This window comes from Lentzea sp. NPDC058436 (assembly GCF_042721515.1).
In the GTDB taxonomy this organism is placed as follows: domain Bacteria; phylum Actinomycetota; class Actinomycetes; order Mycobacteriales; family Pseudonocardiaceae; genus Lentzea.
In genome coordinates, this window is record NZ_JBHXLF010000016.1 from 128321 (window position 1) to 147616 (window position 19296).

Below are 19296 nucleotides of genomic sequence, written 5' to 3' on the forward strand. Positions count from 1 at the left end.
CCCTGAGTCACGCGACGCGGTGACTTCCGAAACCACCCGGAATCCTGGAGCGAGCGCCGCTCCGCACGATGTGCGGCTTCCACCCCCTACACGAGGAGTGTGCCCGTGGTCGTTCTGTGCAAGGTTTCCAAGGTGATCCAGGTGGTCCTGCTGTCGTTCGTCATCGGCCTGACCACGGGGTTCTTCCTCTCCCACGGAGAGGAGGCCGAACCGCACCCGCACGCCCTGGTCAGCGGAAATCCCTCGACTTCGACGGGATCCGCAGGTCGAGGTGCTGCAACCGGTCCGCGAGCAGGCTGACCACGCCCTCCGCCGACTCGACCACGCCCCGCACGAGCATCGCGCCGCTGCCCCGCGCCACCCGCCGGTACCGCGCCCACAACCCCGGCGAGCACACGACGTTCACCATCCCCGTCTCGTCCTCGATGTTGAGGAACGTGACCCCGCCCGCCGTCGCGGGTCGCTGCCGGTGCGTGACCGCGCCGCCGATCAACACCCGCGTGCCGGGTTCGACGTCCGTCAGTGCCGTCACCGGCAGGGCGCCCATCGAGTCCAATGTGGACCTCACGAACTGGGTCGGGAAGCTGTCCGGCGACAGGCCCGTGGCCCAGACGTCCGCCACGGCCAGCTCCACGTCGTCCATGCCGGGCAACGCAGGTGCGTCGACGCCGACCACTGTGCCGGGCAGGCGGTCGGACCTGATGGCGGCCACGGCGCCCGCCGCCCAGAGCGCCTCGCGGCGTTCCAGACCGAAGCACGCGAACGCGCCCGCGGTGGCCAGGGCTTCTACCTGGGCGGCGGTGAGCTGCACGCGGGTGCCGAAGTCCTCCATGTCGCGGAACGGTTGTGCCGCAACGATTCGTGAGGCGTCGGCGTCTCCGATGCCGCGGACGGCGGCCAGGCCGATGCGGACGGAGGAAGCGCCCTCGAACGGTTCCAGGCCTGCCCAGGGCAGCGATCTGTTCACGCACGGGCCGTGCACCGTCACGCCGTGGCGGCGGGCGTCGATCACCAGGGACTGCGGTGAGTAGAAGCCCATCGGCTGGGCCCTGAGCAGGGCCGCGCAGAACGCCGCCGGGTGGTAGAGCTTGAACCACGCGCTCACGAACACCAGGTGCGCGAACGACAACGCATGACTTTCCGGGAAGCCGAAGTTCGCGAACGCCAGCAGCTTCGCGTAGATGCGGCCGGCCAGTTCCTCACCGATGCCGTTCTGGGCGCAGCCCTCGTAGAAGCGGTCGCGCAGACGTTCCATGCGGGCGGTCGAACGCTTGGCGCCCATCGCGCGGCGCAGTTCGTCGGCCTCGGCGGCGGTGAAGCCCGCGACGTCCACCGCTATCTGCATGAGCTGTTCCTGGAACAACGGCACGCCGTAGGTCTTGTGCAGGGCGTTCTCCAGCAGCGGGTGGTCGTAGTCCCACTTCTCGACCCCGTTGCGGCGCCTGATGTACGGGTGCACCGAGCCGCCCTGGATCGGGCCCGGCCTGATCAGCGCGACCTCGACGACCAGGTCGTAGAACTTCCGCGGTTTGAGGCGCGGCAGCGTCGCCATCTGCGCGCGGCTCTCCACCTGGAAGACGCCCACGGAGTCGGCTTTCTGCAGCATCTCGTACACGGCGGAGTCGGCGAGGTCGATGCGACCCATGTCCACCAGAACACCCTCGTGGTCGCGGACCAGGTCGATGGCGTAGTGCAGCGCCGAGAGCATGCCGAGGCCGAGCAGGTCGAACTTCACCAGGCCGATGGACGCGCAGTCGTCCTTGTCCCACTGCAGGACCGTGCGCTTGTCCATGCGCGCCTTCTCCACCGGGCACACCTCGCTGACGGCGCGGTCGCAGATCACCATGCCGCCGGAGTGGATGCCGAGGTGTCGCGGGAAGTTCTCCAGCTGCGCGGACAGTTCCAGCACGTCACGCGGGATGTCGCAGTCGTCGGTGGTCGTGCCGAGCGGGCCCCACCTGTCGATCTGCTTGCTCCACGCGTCCTGCTGGCCGGGCGAGTGGCCGAGCGCGCGGGCCATGTCGCGCACCGCGGAACGGGCGCGGTAGGTGATGACGTTCGCGACCTGCGCCGCGTGCCGCCGGCCGTACTTCCCGTAAACGTGCTGGATGACCTCCTCGCGCCGGTCGGACTCGATGTCGACGTCGATGTCGGGAGGGCCGTCGCGGGCGGGCGCGAGGAACCGTTCGAAGAGCAGGTCGAAGCTGACCGCGTCGACGTTGGTGATGCCGAGCGCGAAGCACACCGCGGAGTTCGCCGCGCTGCCCCTGCCCTGGCAGAGGATGTCGTTGTCCTCGCAGAACTTCACGATGTCGTGCACCACGAGGAAGTAGCCGGGGAAGCCGAGCTGCTCGATGATCCTCAGCTCGTGCTCGATCTGCCGGTACGCCTTCTCGTGGTGGTCGCCGTAGCGGCGGCGCGCGCCCTCGTAGGTGAGCTCGCGCAGCCAGCTGATCTCGGTGTGACCGCGCGGCACGTCGAACGGCGGCAGCTTCGGCGCGACCAGCCGCAGGTCGAACGCCAGCTGCATGCCGAGCAACGCGGCGTTGTGCACGGCGCCGGGGAAGCGGCGGAACCGGTGGAACATCTCCTCGCCGCTGCGCAGGAACGCGGCGGGTGACGGCGGCAGCCAGCCGGCCATGTCGTCGAGGCTGCTTCGCGCGCGCACGGCGGCCATCGCGGCGGCCAGTCTGCCACGGCTCGGGGTCGCGTAGTGCGCCGCATTCGTTGCCACGACAGGAAGTTGCAGCTTCTGCGCCATCGCGTTGAGGATGTCGTTGCGCCTGCTGTCCTCCGGCAGGCCGTGGTCGGTCAGCTCGACGTAGACGCGGCCCTTGCCGAACATGTCGGTGAGCTTGACGATCTCCTCGAACGCCGCCTCCGGGCCTTCCCGTGTGAGCGCGCGGCGGACGGTTCCCTTGCGGCAACCCGTGAGCACGACGACGTCGCCCTTGGTGTCGGCCACGATCTGGTCGACGTCGTAGACGGGTTTGCCCTTCTCGGCGCCGTCGTCGAGGTGGCCGGTGGTGAGCGTGCGGCACAGCGCGTGGTAGCCGTCCTGCTTGCGGGCCAACAGGAGCAGGTGGTCGCCCTCGGGATCCGGTTCCCCGTTGGCGGGTCTGCTCAGGCCGATGCTCAGCTCGGCGCCGAAGATCGTGTGCATGCCGAGCTCCTTGGCTGCCTCGGCGAACCGCACCACGCCGTACATGCCGTCGTGGTCGGTGATCGCGATGGCGTCGAGCTTGAGCCGTTGCGCCTCCTCGACCAGCTCCTCCGGGTGGCTCGCGCCGTCGAGCCAGCTGAAGTTGGAGTGGCAGTGCAGCTCCGCGTACGGCACGCGCTTGCGGGTGACCGCGAGCTCGTCCGCGTGCAGGGCGAACCCCGGCGGGGCGGTGTACCGGTCGCGGTGCCGTGACCACCCCGGACCGTCACCGCCGTCGGGTTTCTGCTCCACCGGCTTGCCGGAGAGGGCCCGCTCCAGCTCCCTCCAGCGGACGGGCGGGTTATTCCAGCCCATCGATCTCCTTGCGCGGCAACGGAATCAACGTCTCCAGCAGATCCCAGTAGTCGTCCTGCATCAGTCGTACACCCCTTCCAGAAACCACCTCTGGTCCCTGCGGATCAGCAGGAACGCCTGGTCGTTCGTCTGCACCTGGACGCGCGCGGCGCGGTGTTTGTCCGACGCCCACCACCGTTCGTCGACCGGCCACGGACCGGCCCACGCGGTGATCTCGCGCGTTTTCCCCTTGACGGTCAGCCTTTTCGGTTGCGCGGTGAGTTCGAGGCGCCCGGTCACGCCGACCTCACCGCCGTTGCCGTCCTTCAGTTCCGCGGGGTCGTCGGCGAGCGTCGCGGGCGCCCTGGTGAGCCGGCCGGGCCACGGGTGGTCCGGGTTCCTCACCGGGGTGCGCTCGTCGCCCCACGGCACGAGCCTGACCTGTTCCTGCGGCCCCCTGCCGCCGTCGATCACCGGGGTGAGCACGGCGTCCGGCCCGAGCAGACCCTGGACGTGCAGCAACGCCCGCACCGCGCGTTCGTCGTCGTGGCCCCACAACCCGAGTTGGAGCGCGGTGCCGTTGACGACCTCGACCGGTTCGAGGATGAGCGCGCGGATGCCGGAGGTGAGGCGTTCGCGGGTCAGCCAGCCGTCGAGCTGCCAGCGCACGCGGTCCGCGATCCCCCTTGGTGTCAACGGTTCCGCGGCCCGCCACACCCGGTGCAGCTCCTCGTCGTTCTCGGTGCGGGCGTGGATGCCGAGCCGCGTGCACGCGAGACTTCTGGCCGCCAGGTTCTCGTGCAGCCGTTCCGAGAGGAGCTTCGCGGCGAACGCGGCCGCGTCGACGCGCTCGACCGGTTCGTCGAAGGTCTCGGTGACCGCCAGTTCGGGCGCGGGCCTGCGCTTGTCGAGCGGGCGTTCCGGCAACCCGCGGGCCAGCCGGTGCTGCCTCGTCGCCGGGCCGCCGAACCGCGACGCCACCGCGTTCTCCGGCACATCCGCGAACGAGCCGAGCGTCTTGAGGCCGAGCCTCCTGAGCAGGTCGACCAGTTCCGGCGCGTCGAGTTCGTGCACGCCCAACGGCCTGAGGAACTCCGCCGTGCGTCCCGACGGCACGATCACGTTGCGGTGCGCGGCTTTCGTGGCCCCGAACAGGCTGTCGGCCACGCCCACCTGGGCTTCCGTGCCGGAGTGGGTCGCGATGTGGTCGACGATCCGTTCGGCCGCCTGCTCGGCCGACCCGAAGTAGCCGATCGGCCCCCGCGCGGGCACCGCGACCAGCCCCGGCTGCACGACCTCGATGCCGGGCGCGAGCTCCTCGACGGCCTCGGCGACGGGCTCGAAGAACCGGGCGTCGCGCTGCGGGTCGTGCTCGAAGGTGACGAGCTCGGGGCACATCGCCTCGGCAGCCCGCTTGCGCATGGCCCTGCGGATGCCTTCCTTGCGCGCCACGGCCGACGTGGACACGATCTCGTTGCCGTCGAGCACCGCCACCGGCACGTGCAGGGCGGTGCCGGTGGCGGCGCAGGCGGCGGCGACGGGCCAGTCGGGGCACCAGACGGCGAGCAGACGCGTGTCCTTCACGCGGGCTGCTCTCGTGTTGTAGCCCGCCGGGCAGCCAGTTCGTCGGCCCGGCCCGGACCGGCATCAGCCGGCTCGTCGGGGCGGTCCGGTCCCCCGGCCACCAGCGGGAGCTCGATTTCCTTCTCGCCGAACGTCAGCAGCACGTTCTTCGCGCGTCCTGCCGAGCCGCGGCCGCCGCTGCGCACCGCGATCTGCTGACGCCGCAACGTTTCCGCGCCGTCGTCCAGGGCGTTCCAGCTCACGGACTCCGCGGTCAGCTCCACGTCGGCCGACGGCCAGGAGCCGAAGGCGATGAGGACTGCCTTGCGTTGACGGGCCCGCGCGGTCAGGCGGCGGGCGAGTGAGGGAGGAAGTGGACAGGCGACGGCGACCAGGTCGATGCCGTCCAGCAGGGCCGCGATGACCGGGCCCGGATCGGAGCCGGGACGAGGGACCAGTGCGAGGCGCTGCACCGCGACACCGAGTTCGGCCGCGGCCAGCACCCCGATCTGCGGCAGACCGACCACGGCGGCCCAGCAGCCGTCCGCGGTCGCGCCCGCCAGCAGGGCGAGCAGCAACGATGTCGATCCGCCCACCGACACCGTGCTGCCACGCCGCAAGCCGCCCCACGGAAGCAGATCCGCCAGTTCCCCGCGAACCGGCAGAACCCGCCCCGTGGCGTGGTCGGTGGTGGTGCTGGTCAACTCGCTGGCCGGGTTCACCCCGAGCGCGGCCAACGACGCCGTTGCCGACCTGGACACTCCACCCACCTCCCATCACGGACCGTGCGCACCCCTGTGCACGGCCGCCGAGGGAAGTTCGGCGACTTGCTTATTCGAACTCCTGTTCGAACGAACGAGATGATCGTAGCGCGTGGACGCACCCCTGTGTCAATGCCAGGGCGTCACCCTTTTGGTGGACACGGCCACACAGGTCCAGACGGTCCTCTACGGTGCCCGGAGAGCTATCTGGAACTGGGGAAACCGTGAACCAACCACCTCCGCACGGCTGGCACCAGCAGCCGGGACCGCCGCAGAACTGGCCGCAGCAGGGCTACCAACAGCAACCGGGCTGGGGCCCTCCGCAGCCACCCGGGAAGAGCAAGGTGCCGCTCGTCATCGGCATCCTCTTCGGCGTGCTGGTGCTCGGCGGTGTCATCACCTGCCTGGTGATCTACCTCAACGTCAACAAGGACGGCGGCAGCGAGAAACGCGCCGACAAGCTGCCCGCGTTGTGCGGCAACGTCTCCGAGGCGGCGCTGGCCAAGGCGCACACCACGAACCCGAACGCGCTCATGTCCCGCGAGACGCAGCTGACGAAGGGCATCCGCACGACCTGCTCCTGGAACCAGACCAAGGGTGTCGACGGCTCGGGCCACCGCACCACCGACGTCTCCGTCACCAACGAGCGCGAGGAGGCGGAGTCCGCCTTCAGCCGGTCCATCTCGACGTACATGGGCACCACCCAGGGCAGGCCCCTGCAGAAGCCGATCAAGGGTCTCGGCGACGAGGCCGTGGTGATCCTGATCGAGACGAAGTCGGCGTTCACCGAGATGGCGATCCTCGTGCGCAAGGGCGAGCTGATCGTCAAGGTCGACCACTCCGGCTGGGACGCGGGGCTGTTCTCCAACACGAAGCCCGACCTGGAGGAGCTCGAAGCGGCCGCGAAGGGCGTCGCCGAAGAGATGGTCGCGAAGCTCTAGCCAAAGCAGAGGACCGCTCGATCAGGCCGGAGGCAAGCGGCCCTCTGCTTTTGTCAAACTCAGTGAGCGAAGTGGCGCGTGCCGGTCAGGTAGAGCGTGATGCCCGCTTCCTCGGCCTTCGCGATGACCTCGGGGTCGCGCACCGAACCGCCGGGCTGCACGACCGCGCGCACGCCGGCCTCCAGCAGCACCTCCAGGCCGTCCGGGAACGGGAAGAACGCGTCGGACGCGCCGACAGCTCCCTTGGCCCGCTCGCCCGCGCGCTTCACCGCGAGGTGCGACGAGTCGACCCGGTTGACCTGGCCCATGCCGACGCCGACGGTGGCGCCGTTGTCCGCCAGCAGGATCGCGTTCGACTTCACCGCGCGGATCGACCGCCACGCGAACTCGAGGTCCGCCAGCGTCTTCTCGTCCGCGGGCTTGCCGGCCGCCAGGGTCCAGTTCGCGGGCGAGTCGCCGGACGCGTCGATCGCGTCGCGCTGCTGCAGCAGCAGGCCGCCGGACACCGGGCGCATCTCGGCGCCGAAGCGGGACGGGGCCTGCGCCACGAGGAGGCGCACGTTCTTCTTGCGCTGCAACACCTCGACCGCACCGTCCTCGAAGGACGGAGCGATGACGACCTCGGTGAAGATCTCCGAGACGAACTCGGCCATCTCCACCGTGACCTCGCGGTTCGAGGCGATGACGCCACCGAACGCGCTGAGCGGGTCGCACTCGTGCGCCTTGCGGTGCGCGTCGGCGATGCTCAGCTCGGACACCGCGATGCCGCACGGGTTGGCGTGCTTGATGATCGCGACGCACGGCAGCTCGTGGTCCCACGCGGCACGCCAGGCGGCGTCGCCGTCGAGGTAGTTGTTGTACGACATCTCCTTGCCGTGCAACTGCTTCGCCGACGCCAGACCGGTGCGGCCGTCGCCCTGCGTGTAGATCGCGGCGCTCTGGTGCGGGTTCTCGCCGTAGCGCAGCACGTTCGACCGGTTCCAGGTCGCGCCGACCCAGCCGGGGAAGCCGCTGCCCTCGTCGTCCGGCGCGAGCACGTTGCCCATCCACGACGCCACGGCGACGTCGTAGGAAGCGGTGTGGCGGAACGCGTCCGCGGCCAGGTGCCGGCGGTCGGTCATCGTGAAGCCGCCCTCGCGGACGTTCTCCAGCACCCAGTCGTAGCGGGCGGGGTCGACGACGACGGCGACGTTGGCGTGGTTCTTCGCCGAAGCGCGGACCATCGCGGGGCCGCCGATGTCGATCTGCTCGACGCAGTCGTCGGGGGAAGCGCCCGAGGCGACGGTCTGCGTGAACGGGTACAGGTTCACGACCAGCAGGTCGAACGGCGCGATGTCCATCTCGCGCAGCTGCTCGACGTGCGAGTCCTTGCGCAGGTCGGCCAGCAGACCGGCGTGCACGCGCGGGTGCAGCGTCTTCACGCGGCCGTCGAGGCACTCGGGGAACCCGGTGACCTGCTCGACCGGCGTCACGGGGACGCCCGCGTCGGCCAGCACCTTGGCGGTGCCGCCGGTGGACACGATCTCGACTCCGGCCGCGTGCAGGCCGGTGGCCAGTTCCAGCAGGCCGGCCTTGTCGGAGACCCCGATCAGGGCCCGGCGTACCGGTCGCCTCTCGGCAGGAGTGGTCACGGGATGCTCACCTTTCGTCCGTTCACGGTGCAGCCCTCGCGGGCGAGCCTGCCGACTGTCTCGACGAGCAGCCGGCGTTCGACGACCTTGATGCGTTCGTGCAGGGTGTCCTCGGTGTCGCCGGGTTCGACGACCACGGCCTCCTGCGCGAGGATCGGGCCCGTGTCGACGCCCGCGTCGACCAGGTGCACCGTCGATCCGGTGACGTGCACGCCGTAGGCCAACGCGTCACGCACGGCGTGCGCGCCGGGGAACGACGGCAGCAGCGCGGGGTGGGTGTTGATCATCCAGCCGCCGAAGCGGGCGAGGAACCTCTCACCGATGATCTTCATGAAGCCGGCGGACACGACCAGGTCCGGCTCGTGCGACGCGACCGCCTCGGTCAGCGCCGCGTCCCAGGCCGTGCGGTCGGCGTGGTCGCGCAGCTTGACGGCGAAGTGGGGCACCCCGGCGCGTTCGGCGCGCTTGAGGCCCTCGATGTTCTCGCGGTCGGCGCCGACGGCCACCACCTCGATCGGGAGGTCGGCGTCCAGCAGGGCCTGCATGAGGGTTCCGGAACCGGAGACGAGTACGACGACGCGCGCCGGTGTCGGAAGCCGAAGTTCGGTGCTCAGCGTCTACTCCTGGCGTTGCGTGGTGTTGCAGCAGCTCAGGGGCAGTTTAGGCCGTCACCGTTCCGGCTTGGCGTCCAGGTCCTCCTCGGGCTCCATGCCCAGCATCTCGTCGAACTCCGCGTCGAGGTCGTCCTCCACCTCGGCGGGTTCCTCGTCCTCGTCGGCGAGCTCGTCGTCCGCGCCTTCTTCGGCGTCGTCCTCCGGCTCTTCCTCGTAGTACTCGTCTTCGTCGTAGTAGTCGTCGGCGTCGAGGTCCTCGTCGACCTCGAACTCGTCGGCGTCCACGACCTCCAGCTGTTCGAACTGGTCGGTGAGCTCGTCGTCCTCGAACACCACGTCCGGGTCGGCGGCGTCTTCCTCGTCGAAGTCGGGCTCCACGAACTCGGTGCTGCCGGCCGCCACCGCCGCCTTCGCGCGGTTGCCGGCGAGCCAGGCCACGAGAGCACCCGGCACCAGCACCCAGACCGCCACGACCAGTGCGAGCAGGCCCGCGGGCACCGTCACGGGATCGAACGCGCCGCCCGCGAGACGTCCACCGGCCGTCGCGGCGAGCACCAGGCTGCCGACGGCCGCCGTGATCGCGGCCACCAGCACCGCGCGCAGCCTGGACGTCGGCCGGTCGGACACCTTGCGGCAGGTCCAGCCCACGAGCACGCCGATCACCAGCCCACCGGCGAGCACACCGGGACTCCACGCGAACGCGCTCTCCGGCATGGCCGCCAGCAGCGGCACCGGGGGTACCTGACCACCGACGAACCGCAGCGGCGAGACCTCGACGCCGCCCATCGAGAAGCCCGCGCCCACGACGTACGAGAAGCCCGCGATGATCGCGTTCGGCAGGTAGGCGAGGCAGAGCAGGAGCACGCCGAGGCCGACACCGAACGACGGACCGGCACCCGCGAAGAGTGCGCTCGTCGTCGGCCACGACGCCGCGAGACCGGCGGCTACCGCCAGCGCGCCGAGGCTGACCAGCGCGAACAACGCCATGAACCCGGCACGCAACCCGTGCAGCGCCACCGGGTCGAGCTTGTCGAACACCACCTCGTACAGGCCGCAACGGCGCGCGACACCGATCGTCGCCGCCAGTCCGGACACTGCCGCGCAACCGAAGAACGCCACGGCCGGTGTGGCACGCACGACGCCATCACCCATCACCAGCGCGATCGCACCACCGACGACGGCGTGCGATCCAGCGATGCTCAGCACGACCCCGCGCGCCTGCAGCGGTTCGTAGAGACCGAGGCGGTCGGCGGCGCCCGCGGCGGTGCGGCCGATCAGCAGCATCAGCAACGCCGTGGGCAGCAACGGCAGCACGCCGAGCTGGCCCGAGTCGAAGCGCAACGGCACGTGGTGTGCCGCCAGCCAGGCGGGAGCAGCGGCGCTGAGCACGCCGGACGTCGAGAACTCGGCGTACGTGGCGGTCGCGGAGATCAGTGCGAGAACGGCGGCGACCGCGGCGTACCCGACGACCACCGACCCGACCGCGGCGGCGACGAGCACGCGAAGGCGTTCGGACCGCGAGAACTCCGGTGGGCGCACGGTGTTGACCTCACTGGTCACATCGCGTTGCAGCACGGGCACTTCTCCACTGTGTCAGGCCGCCTGGGCCATTCGGGGCAGGCACGCCGGGTCATACGACAGGGGTGGTGCCGGAGAACCCGGCACCACCCCTGAGGTCGAACGGTGAGCGGACCTTACTGCTGCGGTCCGCCGAAGCCACCGGGCGGCGTGCCCGGCGAGCCGAACTGGCCAGGCTGCGGCATGAAGCTGGTCTGCTGCGGCGGCTGACCCGGCTGGGCGGGCTGCTGCGGCTGCTGACCGAACTGCTGCTGCTGGCCGAACTGCTGTTGCTGAGCGGGCGCCTGCTGCTGCGGGGCCTGCTGCTGGTGCTGCTGGTGCTGGCCCTGCTGCGGGAACGCGCCCGACTGCGGGTTCCAGCCACCCGGCTGCCCCTGCGGCTGACCCGCGTACGGGTTCGCCGGCTTCGGCTCGAACTTCACGATGCCCTCGGCGAGCAGGAACGCGAGCACGACCGCGGCCGTCTCGAGCAGCGCGACGATGAGCAGCACGATGTCGAGGCCCTGCACGGACGGCGACTTGATGATGACCTGCAACTGCAGCAGGGTCTGCACCGACGCCAGGATCGCGGCGACCGGCACGAAGCCCTTCGGGGTGCTCGGGAGCACCGAGAGGCCGGCGAGCAGACCAGCCGCGAGCAGGTACGTCACGCTGCCGCTGCTGACGTCGTCCGCGAACGCGATGAAGTAGGCCACGAGACCGAGACCCGCCGCGACCAGCGGGAGGATCAGGGTCAGGTTGATGTTGTTGGCACCGGGGGCCCCAGAGGCCGGCGGCGCTGCCTGGTGCTGTGCCGGACCCGGCGGCTGCTGTTGGGGTGCGCCGTAAGGCACGGACATGTCGAGGTCTCCTCCTCAAACCAGGGTGCGTCGAGTGACGCTAGCAGTGCTCTGCACCCGCTACTAAGACGATGGACCGATCATGCCGGTTCCGCCATACGAGCAAGGGCCGGACTCCGAAAGTACTCGGAATCCGGCCCCTCGTTGCTCTCAGTGGCTGAGATCAGAGACTCAGCAACCTCAGGAGCGGCGTTCACTTGCTGGTCAAACGGGCGTCGCCTGTTCGACCAGCAGGCTCAGAGCGCCTGCATGATCTCGCGCATCAGCGAGGCGGTCTCGGACGGCGTCTTGCCGACCTTGACGCCGGCGGCCTCGAGGGCCTCCTTCTTCGCCTGCGCGGTGCCCGCCGAGCCCGAGACGATGGCGCCGGCGTGGCCCATGGTCTTGCCCTCGGGGGCGGTGAAGCCCGCGACGTAGCCGACGACCGGCTTGGTCACGTTCTCCTTGATGTACGCGGCCGCGCGCTCCTCGGCGTCGCCACCGATCTCACCGATCATCACGATCGCGACGGTCTCCTCGTCGGCCTCGAAGGCCTCCAGGGCGTCGATGTGCGTGGTGCCGATGATCGGGTCGCCGCCGATGCCGATCGCGGTGGAGAAACCGAAGTCCCGCAGCTCGTGCATCATCTGGTAGGTCAGCGTGCCCGACTTCGACACGAGGCCGATCTTGCCGCTGCCCGCGATGTTCGCGGGGATGATGCCGGCGTTCGACTTGCCGGGGCTGATGATGCCGGGGCAGTTCGGGCCGATGATGCGGGTCTTGTGGCCCGTCGCGACGGCGTGCGCCCAGAAGTAGGCGGTGTCGTGCACCGGGATGCCCTCGGTGATGACGACGGCCAGCTCGATCTCGGCGTCGATCGCCTCGACCACGGCGGCCTTCGAGAAGGCCGGCGGGACGAAGATCACGGTCACGTTCGCGCCGGTGGCCTCCATGGCCTCCTTGACGGTGCCGAAGACCGGGAGGACGGTGCCGTCGAAGTCGACCTTCTCGCCCGCCTTGCGCGGGTTCACGCCACCGACGATGTTCGTGCCGGACGCGAGCATGCGCTTGGTGTGCTTGGTGCCCTCGGCACCGGTCATGCCCTGGACGATGACCTTGCTGTTCTCGTTGAGGAAGATAGCCATCTGACTCAGACCCCCGCAGCCGCGAGCTCGGCGGCCTTGGCGGCCGCGTTGTCCATCGTGTCGACAACGGTCACCAGCGGGTGGTTGGCCTCGGCGAGGATCGCGCGGCCCTCCTCCACGTTGTTGCCGTCCAGGCGGACGACGAGCGGCTTGGTGGCCGAGTCGCCGAGGATCTCCAGCGCCTTCACGATGCCGTTGGCCACGGCGTCGCACGCGGTGATGCCGCCGAAGACGTTGACGAAGACGGAGCGGACGGCCTCGTCGCCGAGGATGACGTCCAGGCCGTTGGCCATGACCTCGGCGGACGCGCCGCCACCGATGTCGAGGAAGTTCGCGGGCTTCACGCCGTACTGCTCACCGGCGTACGCCACGACGTCCAGGGTGGACATCACGAGACCGGCGCCGTTGCCGATGATGCCGACCTCGCCGTCGAGCTTGACGTAGTTGAGGCCCTTCTCCTTGGCCTTCGCCTCAAGAGGGTTCTCGGCGGCCTTGTCGACCAGCTCGGCGTGGGCCGGGTGGCGGAAGTCCGCGTTCTCGTCGAGCGTGACCTTGCCGTCGAGGGCGACGATCTTGCCCTGCGGGTCGCGCACGAGCGGGTTGACCTCGACCAGCGTGGCGTCCTCGGAGACGAAGGTCTCCCAGAGCTTCACGATGGTGTCGACGACCTGGTCCTTGACCTCGGCCGGGAAGTTCGCGGCGTCGGCGATCTCGGTCGCCTTGGCCACGTCGACGCCCTTGATGGCGTCGATGGCGATCTTCGCGAGGGCCTCGGGCTTGGTGACCGCGACCTCTTCGATGTCCATGCCGCCCTCGACGCTCGCCATGGCGAGGAAGGTGCGGTTGGCGCGGTCGAGGAGGAAGGAGAAGTAGTACTCCTCCGCGATGTCGGAGGCGGGCGTCACCAGCACGCGGTGAACGATGTGCCCCTTGATGTCGAGGCCGAGGATGGCGGTCGCCTTCTCCTCGGTCTCCTCCGGGGTGGAAGCGAGCTTCACACCACCGGCCTTGCCGCGGCCGCCGGTCTTGACCTGGGCCTTGACGACGACGGCCTGGCCGAACTTCGCGGCGATGGCCTTGGCGTCGGCGGGGTTGGTGGCCACATCGCCCGGCAGTACCGGGACGCCGTGGGCGGCGAAGAGGTCCTTCGCCTGGTATTCGTACAGGTCCACTCGGGTCTCCTGCGACGTCGGTGTCGGAACACAACACCGCGCCTGGGTGGTCCTCAAGGGGCCAAGCGAACCCACTTGACGCGGCTGGGCCCAGACACTATCGACCTGCGGGTACCGCTCGCACGTCACCACCGGTGAGGTCGGTCTCAACGGCGGTGAGGTCGATCACGCGCACGCGCGCGATACAGAGAAAAGCGCGTGCAAGTCACGTTTCAGCGGGTCGCGCGAGCACTCATCAGTCCGGCCGCGACCAGCAGAGCGGCGACCGACGCCACGGCGAGCCACGTGCCGGGCGCGGCGACGGCGCCCTCCACCCGGTCACCCGTCAGCGGCAGTTCGAGCGCCCTGACACCGAGCAGCACCACGAGACCGGCGAGCGCCGCGGCACCGCGAGCGGGCCTCGACCTGGACACCAGCACGAGAGTGCTGATCAGCACGATGAGAGAGATGAGCAGCGTGTAGGAGACCGCCGGGTCGGTGTCCGGGAGCAGGCTCGGCGACTCGTAGTTCTCGCCGCGCGTGGTCGGCAGCACGAAGGCGCCCACCGCGAAGAGCCCGGCGAGCAGCACGGCGCCCAGCTCGGTCACCGGCAGCTGCTCGCGCTCGGACTCCCCGGCGTTGTCCCGCTCGATCGCGGCCGCGATGCCTCCGCACACCAGCGCCAGCACGCCGAGCGGCAGTTCTACGACCATCAGCCAGAAGCCCGCGCCCGGCTGAGCGACGCCCGCCTGGCTCGCGGCCAGCACGGACTCGGTGGCGCCCGCCGCGGCGAGCTGCATGGCGAAGAACCCGCCCACGACCGCCGGACGCACCACCGCGGCGGTCGACGGCACGAACATGAGGAGACCGATCACGCCGAACGCGAGTCCGGCCACCCACAGCAGGTTCACGGTCGCCAGGTCGGGCGCCGCACCGCCCGTGGTCAGGGTGAGCTGCGGGAGGAGCGCGCCGACGAGCATCGACGCGGCGGCGGCGACGGCGAAGGCACCCGTGATGACGTGCATGCGCCGCAGCGACGGCAGGGCGGGGTCGCGCGTCTCGTCGCGCTCACCGCGAGCCAGCCGCAGGCCGCGGCCGTGAAGGGGCGCGCCGAGCAGCACGATCGCCGCGACCAGCGCGGTCACCGGGCCCGAACTGACGCCGAGCCCCGGCGCGAGGGTGCCCGCCGCGAGCCACGGGACCACGACGGCGAGGAGGGCCAGCGTCACGCCGATCGTGCCGCCCTGGCGGGTGTCGGGGTCGGGCGAGGTGGCCGAGAGAGCGGTGGCCAGCGGGACGGCGACCGCGACCAGCAGGCCGCCGATCAGCCCGAGCACCGGCAGCTCCCACGGACCGCGGTCGAGCTGGAAGGCGTCGGCCGAGGTGAAGGGCTTGCCGAGCAACCCGATCGCGGCCACGGCGGCGATCAGCACGGGGAGGCCCACCAGGGTCGGGGGCTCCGTCTCGTCGGCGGGCAGACCGGCGCGACCGGCCGCGAGCGCTCCGCCGGCGATCACCAGCAGGTGTCCGGCGACCAGCAGCCACACGCCCACCGCCGGCGTGACCGCGACCAGCGTGGTCGGCCGGAAGAGCTCGGGACGCGCCACGTCCATCGGTTCGAAGGCGATCAGCAGGTCGCTCAGGAGCCGGCCCACCGCGAAGACGCCGGCCGCGGCGATCAGCCCCGCCGCCACGAACGGGCGGCCGCGCATCAGCAGCACACCCGCGACGACCGGCGACAACAGCGCCAGCAGGGCGAGCAGCGGCCACGACGTGAAGGCGGGTTCCGCGCCGTCGACCACGCCGAGCAGCGGGCCCAGGGCCAGTAGGAGGGAGCCTGCCGCGGCGAGGGCCCACGACGTGCGCAGCCTGGCGGCCGCAGGGGTCTGGTTCTCGAGCTCGGTGCGAGTCATCGCGGGCGAACCTAGCAATAGAGGAGATGGGTCAGGCGTCCTGTGCGGGACCTACTGAGATGAATTTCGTTCGCATGTGGAAAACATCCGGCGGGTAGTCCTGATGCGTGACTTCATCACTTAACGTCGCTCACATGAGCGACGAAGGCAGGTCGTGGTTCACGCGTCTGACCGACGCCGCCCTCGACCGCGCCGGGTGGGGTGTCCACACCGCCCGTGACGTCGCCGAGGAGGTGAAGGTCGCGCTGCGGGCGATGGCCTCGCCCGGCGGAGTGCGCGGGGTCGCCATGGAAGCGGCCTGGCTGACGGCCCACGCGGTGCTCTACCCGTGGGGCGCGATCACCGAACAGCTGCGCCCGGACGGCCACTACCGGCACTACCGAACCGACGGCCTGCCGCTGGTGCAGCGGGGTCTGGTGGTTTCGGCCATGGAGGCGGCGGGCACCCCGATCGTGTTGGTGCATGGCATCGGGGACAACCGCTCCGCCTTCGCGGTGCTGTCGGGGGCGCTGCGAAGGCGGGGCTTCGGGGTGGTGCACGCCATCAACTACAGCGTGCTGACGGCGTTGACGGGTGACGTCCGCCGGTCGGCGGCGCTGCTCGGGGCGCAGATCGAGCGGATCTGCGAGCAGACCGGTTCCGATCAGGTGCACGTGGTCGGCCATTCACTCGGCGGGCTCATTGCCAGGTACTACGTACAACGACTGCACGGCGACTCACGCGTTCGCACACTCGTAACACTGGGAACGCCCCACAGCGGCACGCTCGCCGCCTATCTGCTGCCGACTCCGCTGACCCGGCAGCTGCGGCCGGGCTCGGAGTTGCTGTCGGAACTCGCCGAACCGTGCCGGCCGTGCCGCACGCGCTTCGTCGTGGTCTGGTCCGAGATGGATCAGATCATCGTGCCTCAGCGCAACGCCCGGCTGGAGCACTCGTCGTTGCTCGTCGAAGAGCACCAGATACGTGATTCAGGTCACCTTTCTTTGCCGGTTGACACGAGGACTCTTCACGTAGTTGTGACGGCCATCACCCGATCGGATGACTTGTCAACTCACCCCATCGCCGCTGGCGGTGAGGCGTTTCGCGCGCCCGGTACGACCGACGGTCACAGTTGACAGTTGAAACTCGCTGGTTGCCGCCCATTGGGAGGACATAACGAACTGGGGTTTGCCCTCCGAGGCTCCCCGCCGTTACTGTCCCCCGGTCCGTTGTCACGGTCTGATCACAGAAGGACACCGAGTCAGAACCCCGAATCCTGACTCACCGGGAATCCCCCGCCCGGCGGTCCACACGATCAGGCTCCCCGAAGGCGGAAGGGCAAGCTTTGAGTCACCACCGCTCCCCCGGCGGCCATGAACGCAGTGCTGCGCTTGAAGAGGCAGTCGACCGCGCGTCAGCGCGCCCGGTCAGCTCGCACCGGCTCCCCCCGCCACCGTCGGCGCTTCGCGGACGCATCGTCGTCGCCGCCGTCGCAGTAGGCGCGTTCGCAGCCGCAGGCGCAGGCCAGCTCGGCCAGGCAGCAGCTGACGACAGCAAGGACGTCCAGCTCGCCAACCACGCAGGCGGCGCCGCCACGTTCGACGGCGTGGGCGGCGACACCGCCCCGGCCCCGCAGATCCTCGCGGTCTCCAAGACCACGGCCGAGGGCTCCGCCGAGGCAGCCAAGCTCCTGCGCAGCCAGCAGCTCACCACCGAGCGCGAGGCCGTCGAGGCCGAGAAGAAGCGCCCGAAGTTCGTCCGCCCCGCCGCCGGCGAGTTCACCTCCGGCTACGGCGGCCGCTGGGGCACCATGCACCTCGGCATCGACATCGCGGGCCCCATCGGCACCCCGATCGTCTCCGCCGCCGACGGCGTCGTTCTCGAAGCGGGCCCCGCGTCCGGCTTCGGCCTCTGGGTCCGCGTGCAGCACGAGGACGGCACCATCACCGTCTACGGCCACATGGACACGTTCAGCGTCCGCGAGGGCCAGCAGGTCAAGGCAGGTCAGCAGATCGCCCGCATGGGCAACCGCGGCTTCTCGACCGGCCCTCACCTGCACTTCGAGGTGTGGAACCCCGGTGGGCAGAAGATCAACCCGCTGACGTGGTTGAACGCTCGCGGCGTGACGGTCTGATCCAGATCGGTTGAACCTCGGTTCGGCTGAGTCCGGATCGGTTGGATCTCGGTTCGGCTGAGTTCAGGTCGACTGGTTCGGTTCGGCTGCATGCGGTCCGACTGAACGCAGTTCGATCGAGTTCGGCTCGGCTGATCTGCTGTTGGGGCCGTTGGCCTTCGTGGTCACCGGCTTTGAGGACCCCGGCCTGAAGTCGCCGGCTTGGGGTCGCTGGGGTTCGTGGTCGCTGATGATTCGCGACCGGTGGCCTTGGCGTTACCGGGTTCGTCGGGCCGCTGAGTTTCGTGGCCGGCTTTGCGCGACGGCTGGCTTGTGGCCGCTGTCCTCACGTTCCGACTTGATCTAGTTCGGCTTTTGCTGAACTACGGCTCAGCAGCTTTCTCCCGAGCGTTCTGCTGCCGGACCACCTCCGGGTGTGGTTCTGATGTTTAGAACGGCTCAGAGGGCCTCACGCGGCCGGGAGACTCCAGCCTCGCTCTAGCGGCGCTCCAGTTCCGGGCGGGCGAAGTACGCGGCCGCTACGCGCCAGACCGAGCACATGTGTCTGCGCCAGCGCGGGCCGCACGCCTTGCAGGCCCCGCTCTCCGTCGGTTCGTGATGGCTGAGCAGGGTGCGCCAGGCCTCGACCAGCTTCGTGGTCTCCGGGGATTCCAGCTGGTTGAGGATTGCGAACACACGTTCGTGCAGGGCGCCGGCCAGTACGTGATCCACTTCGAGCTCTCCCGCCTGAGTTGTGACCTCATGCGGTTGATGATGCTCCGGGGGTCTGACAATTTTTGAACGCAGGCGGGCTGAGCTGCGGCGATCTTCACGGTGGCGGGCTGCGGCGGGCTGTTCCGCGCTGCGTCACGCGGGCATGTGGGGCTGTGCCGTGGAGTTGGCCTGCCTGGGTCGTCCTGAGGAGACGGTCCTGGGCGGATGTACGACGTGTCGAGAACGTCCTGGAAAGACAGCGCGGCCGGACCGCTCTCCCGTTCGGTCCGGCCGCACCTCGCCGCGAAGTTAGGCCCCCGCCGTCCCTTCGCTCCCCTTCGTCTGCAGGCTGCTCGTTGTGCCCGGACCGCCCCGAACGTTCCCTGGCTGTGCTGCTTGCGACACCCACATAGACGCACGTGGTGGCCGACCGTTGCGCCGGATTTCGGGGATTTTTTGAAGTTTTTGGCGAGGTTCTGGCGGGGTGGGGGATGTGCTGGTCAGAGGGGTGCGGTCGTTGGGGGTGGGGACCGGGCTGGGGTCGGGCTCGGGTCGGGCAGGTGGCGCGTCGGTTTTGTGGGGCGTCCCCCTGTTGCGTTGGCGGGCGCCGGTTTGTTGTTCGTAGGGGGTCGCCTTGCTTGCGCGTGCGGCGGTTGCTTCCTGGGGCTCCGCCCCAGACCCCGCCAATCTGATCAAAAACCGGGCCAGCGCCCTCGGCAGGTAGATGGCACGCCTGTTGCTTTTGGCGGCTGCGCGTTGCTTTGTTTGGTTGCGTTTCGTGGGGTGGTTTCGTCACGAGTCGAGCCAAGAGCGGGCCACACCTGAGTAGGGGTGTCAAACCGCCGAAAAGCGTGGCGGTTTGACACCCCTCCTCTGATG

Annotated in this window: 14 protein-coding genes; 3 read left to right on the top strand and 11 right to left on the bottom strand. The window is 69.8% G+C overall.

What is annotated here, in order from left to right:
- Positions 1 to 229 precede the first annotated feature (229 nt).
- Genes ACFWN2_RS35780 through ACFWN2_RS35790 form a run of 3 tightly spaced genes read right to left on the bottom strand, consistent with a single transcriptional unit; the run spans position 230 to position 5820 of the window.
- Positions 230 to 3517, bottom strand: coding sequence for an error-prone DNA polymerase (locus ACFWN2_RS35780; protein WP_382435015.1), 3288 nt, complete (start codon positions 3515 to 3517; stop codon positions 230 to 232).
- Between the two features lie 60 nt (positions 3518 to 3577).
- On the bottom strand, positions 3578 to 5080 hold the full coding sequence (locus ACFWN2_RS35785) for a DNA polymerase Y family protein (protein WP_382435016.1): 1503 nt from the start codon (positions 5078 to 5080) through the stop codon (positions 3578 to 3580).
- Positions 5077 to 5820, bottom strand: a complete 744-nt coding sequence (locus tag ACFWN2_RS35790) for a hypothetical protein (protein WP_382435017.1) — start codon at positions 5818 to 5820, stop codon at positions 5077 to 5079. The genes ACFWN2_RS35785 and ACFWN2_RS35790 overlap by 4 nt, the downstream gene beginning before the upstream one ends.
- Positions 5821 to 6044: 224 nt before the next feature.
- Between ACFWN2_RS35790 and ACFWN2_RS35795 the strand changes: the two genes are divergently transcribed.
- Entirely contained in the window at positions 6045 to 6761 is a 717-nt protein-coding gene (locus ACFWN2_RS35795; RefSeq protein ID WP_382435018.1) for a hypothetical protein, read from the top strand.
- A gap of 59 nt (positions 6762 to 6820) precedes the next feature.
- Here ACFWN2_RS35795 and purH read toward each other — a convergent pair whose 3' ends face one another.
- From purH to ACFWN2_RS35830, 7 genes are all read right to left on the bottom strand, one after another.
- On the bottom strand, positions 6821 to 8392 hold the full coding sequence (gene purH, locus ACFWN2_RS35800; protein ID WP_382435019.1) for a bifunctional phosphoribosylaminoimidazolecarboxamide formyltransferase/IMP cyclohydrolase: 1572 nt from the start codon (positions 8390 to 8392) through the stop codon (positions 6821 to 6823).
- Positions 8389 to 9006: a phosphoribosylglycinamide formyltransferase gene (gene purN / locus ACFWN2_RS35805; protein WP_382435033.1), complete on the bottom strand. Its 618-nt coding sequence runs from the start codon at positions 9004 to 9006 to the stop codon at positions 8389 to 8391. The genes purH and purN overlap by 4 nt, the downstream gene beginning before the upstream one ends.
- A gap of 54 nt (positions 9007 to 9060) precedes the next feature.
- Positions 9061 to 10581: a DUF6350 family protein gene (locus ACFWN2_RS35810; protein ID WP_382435020.1), complete on the bottom strand. Its 1521-nt coding sequence runs from the start codon at positions 10579 to 10581 to the stop codon at positions 9061 to 9063.
- 119 nt (positions 10582 to 10700) lie between these two features.
- Positions 10701 to 11423 carry a DUF5336 domain-containing protein gene (locus ACFWN2_RS35815; protein ID WP_382435021.1) on the bottom strand — a complete coding sequence of 241 codons (723 nt, stop codon included), beginning with the start codon at positions 11421 to 11423 and terminating at the stop codon, positions 10701 to 10703.
- 236 nt (positions 11424 to 11659) lie between these two features.
- Positions 11660 to 12547 (bottom strand): succinate--CoA ligase subunit alpha, encoded by an 888-nt coding sequence (sucD, locus tag ACFWN2_RS35820; RefSeq protein ID WP_382435022.1) that lies wholly within the window; start codon positions 12545 to 12547, stop codon positions 11660 to 11662.
- Positions 12548 to 12552: 5 nt separating this feature from the next.
- Positions 12553 to 13719, bottom strand: a complete 1167-nt coding sequence (gene sucC / locus ACFWN2_RS35825; protein WP_382435023.1) for an ADP-forming succinate--CoA ligase subunit beta — start codon at positions 13717 to 13719, stop codon at positions 12553 to 12555.
- A gap of 212 nt (positions 13720 to 13931) precedes the next feature.
- Positions 13932 to 15611, bottom strand: a complete 1680-nt coding sequence (locus tag ACFWN2_RS35830; RefSeq protein ID WP_382435024.1) for a hypothetical protein — start codon at positions 15609 to 15611, stop codon at positions 13932 to 13934.
- A gap of 233 nt (positions 15612 to 15844) precedes the next feature.
- Between ACFWN2_RS35830 and ACFWN2_RS35835 the strand changes: the two genes are divergently transcribed.
- Positions 15845 to 16726, top strand: a complete 882-nt coding sequence (locus tag ACFWN2_RS35835; protein ID WP_382435025.1) for an esterase/lipase family protein — start codon at positions 15845 to 15847, stop codon at positions 16724 to 16726.
- 209 nt (positions 16727 to 16935) lie between these two features.
- Positions 16936 to 17724: a M23 family metallopeptidase gene (locus ACFWN2_RS35840; protein ID WP_382435026.1), complete on the top strand. Its 789-nt coding sequence runs from the start codon at positions 16936 to 16938 to the stop codon at positions 17722 to 17724.
- A gap of 477 nt (positions 17725 to 18201) precedes the next feature.
- On the opposite strand, the gene ACFWN2_RS35845 is transcribed toward ACFWN2_RS35840, so the two are convergent.
- Positions 18202 to 18435 carry a hypothetical protein gene (locus ACFWN2_RS35845; protein ID WP_382435027.1) on the bottom strand — a complete coding sequence of 78 codons (234 nt, stop codon included), beginning with the start codon at positions 18433 to 18435 and terminating at the stop codon, positions 18202 to 18204.
- Positions 18436 to 19296: the final 861 nt, after the last annotated feature.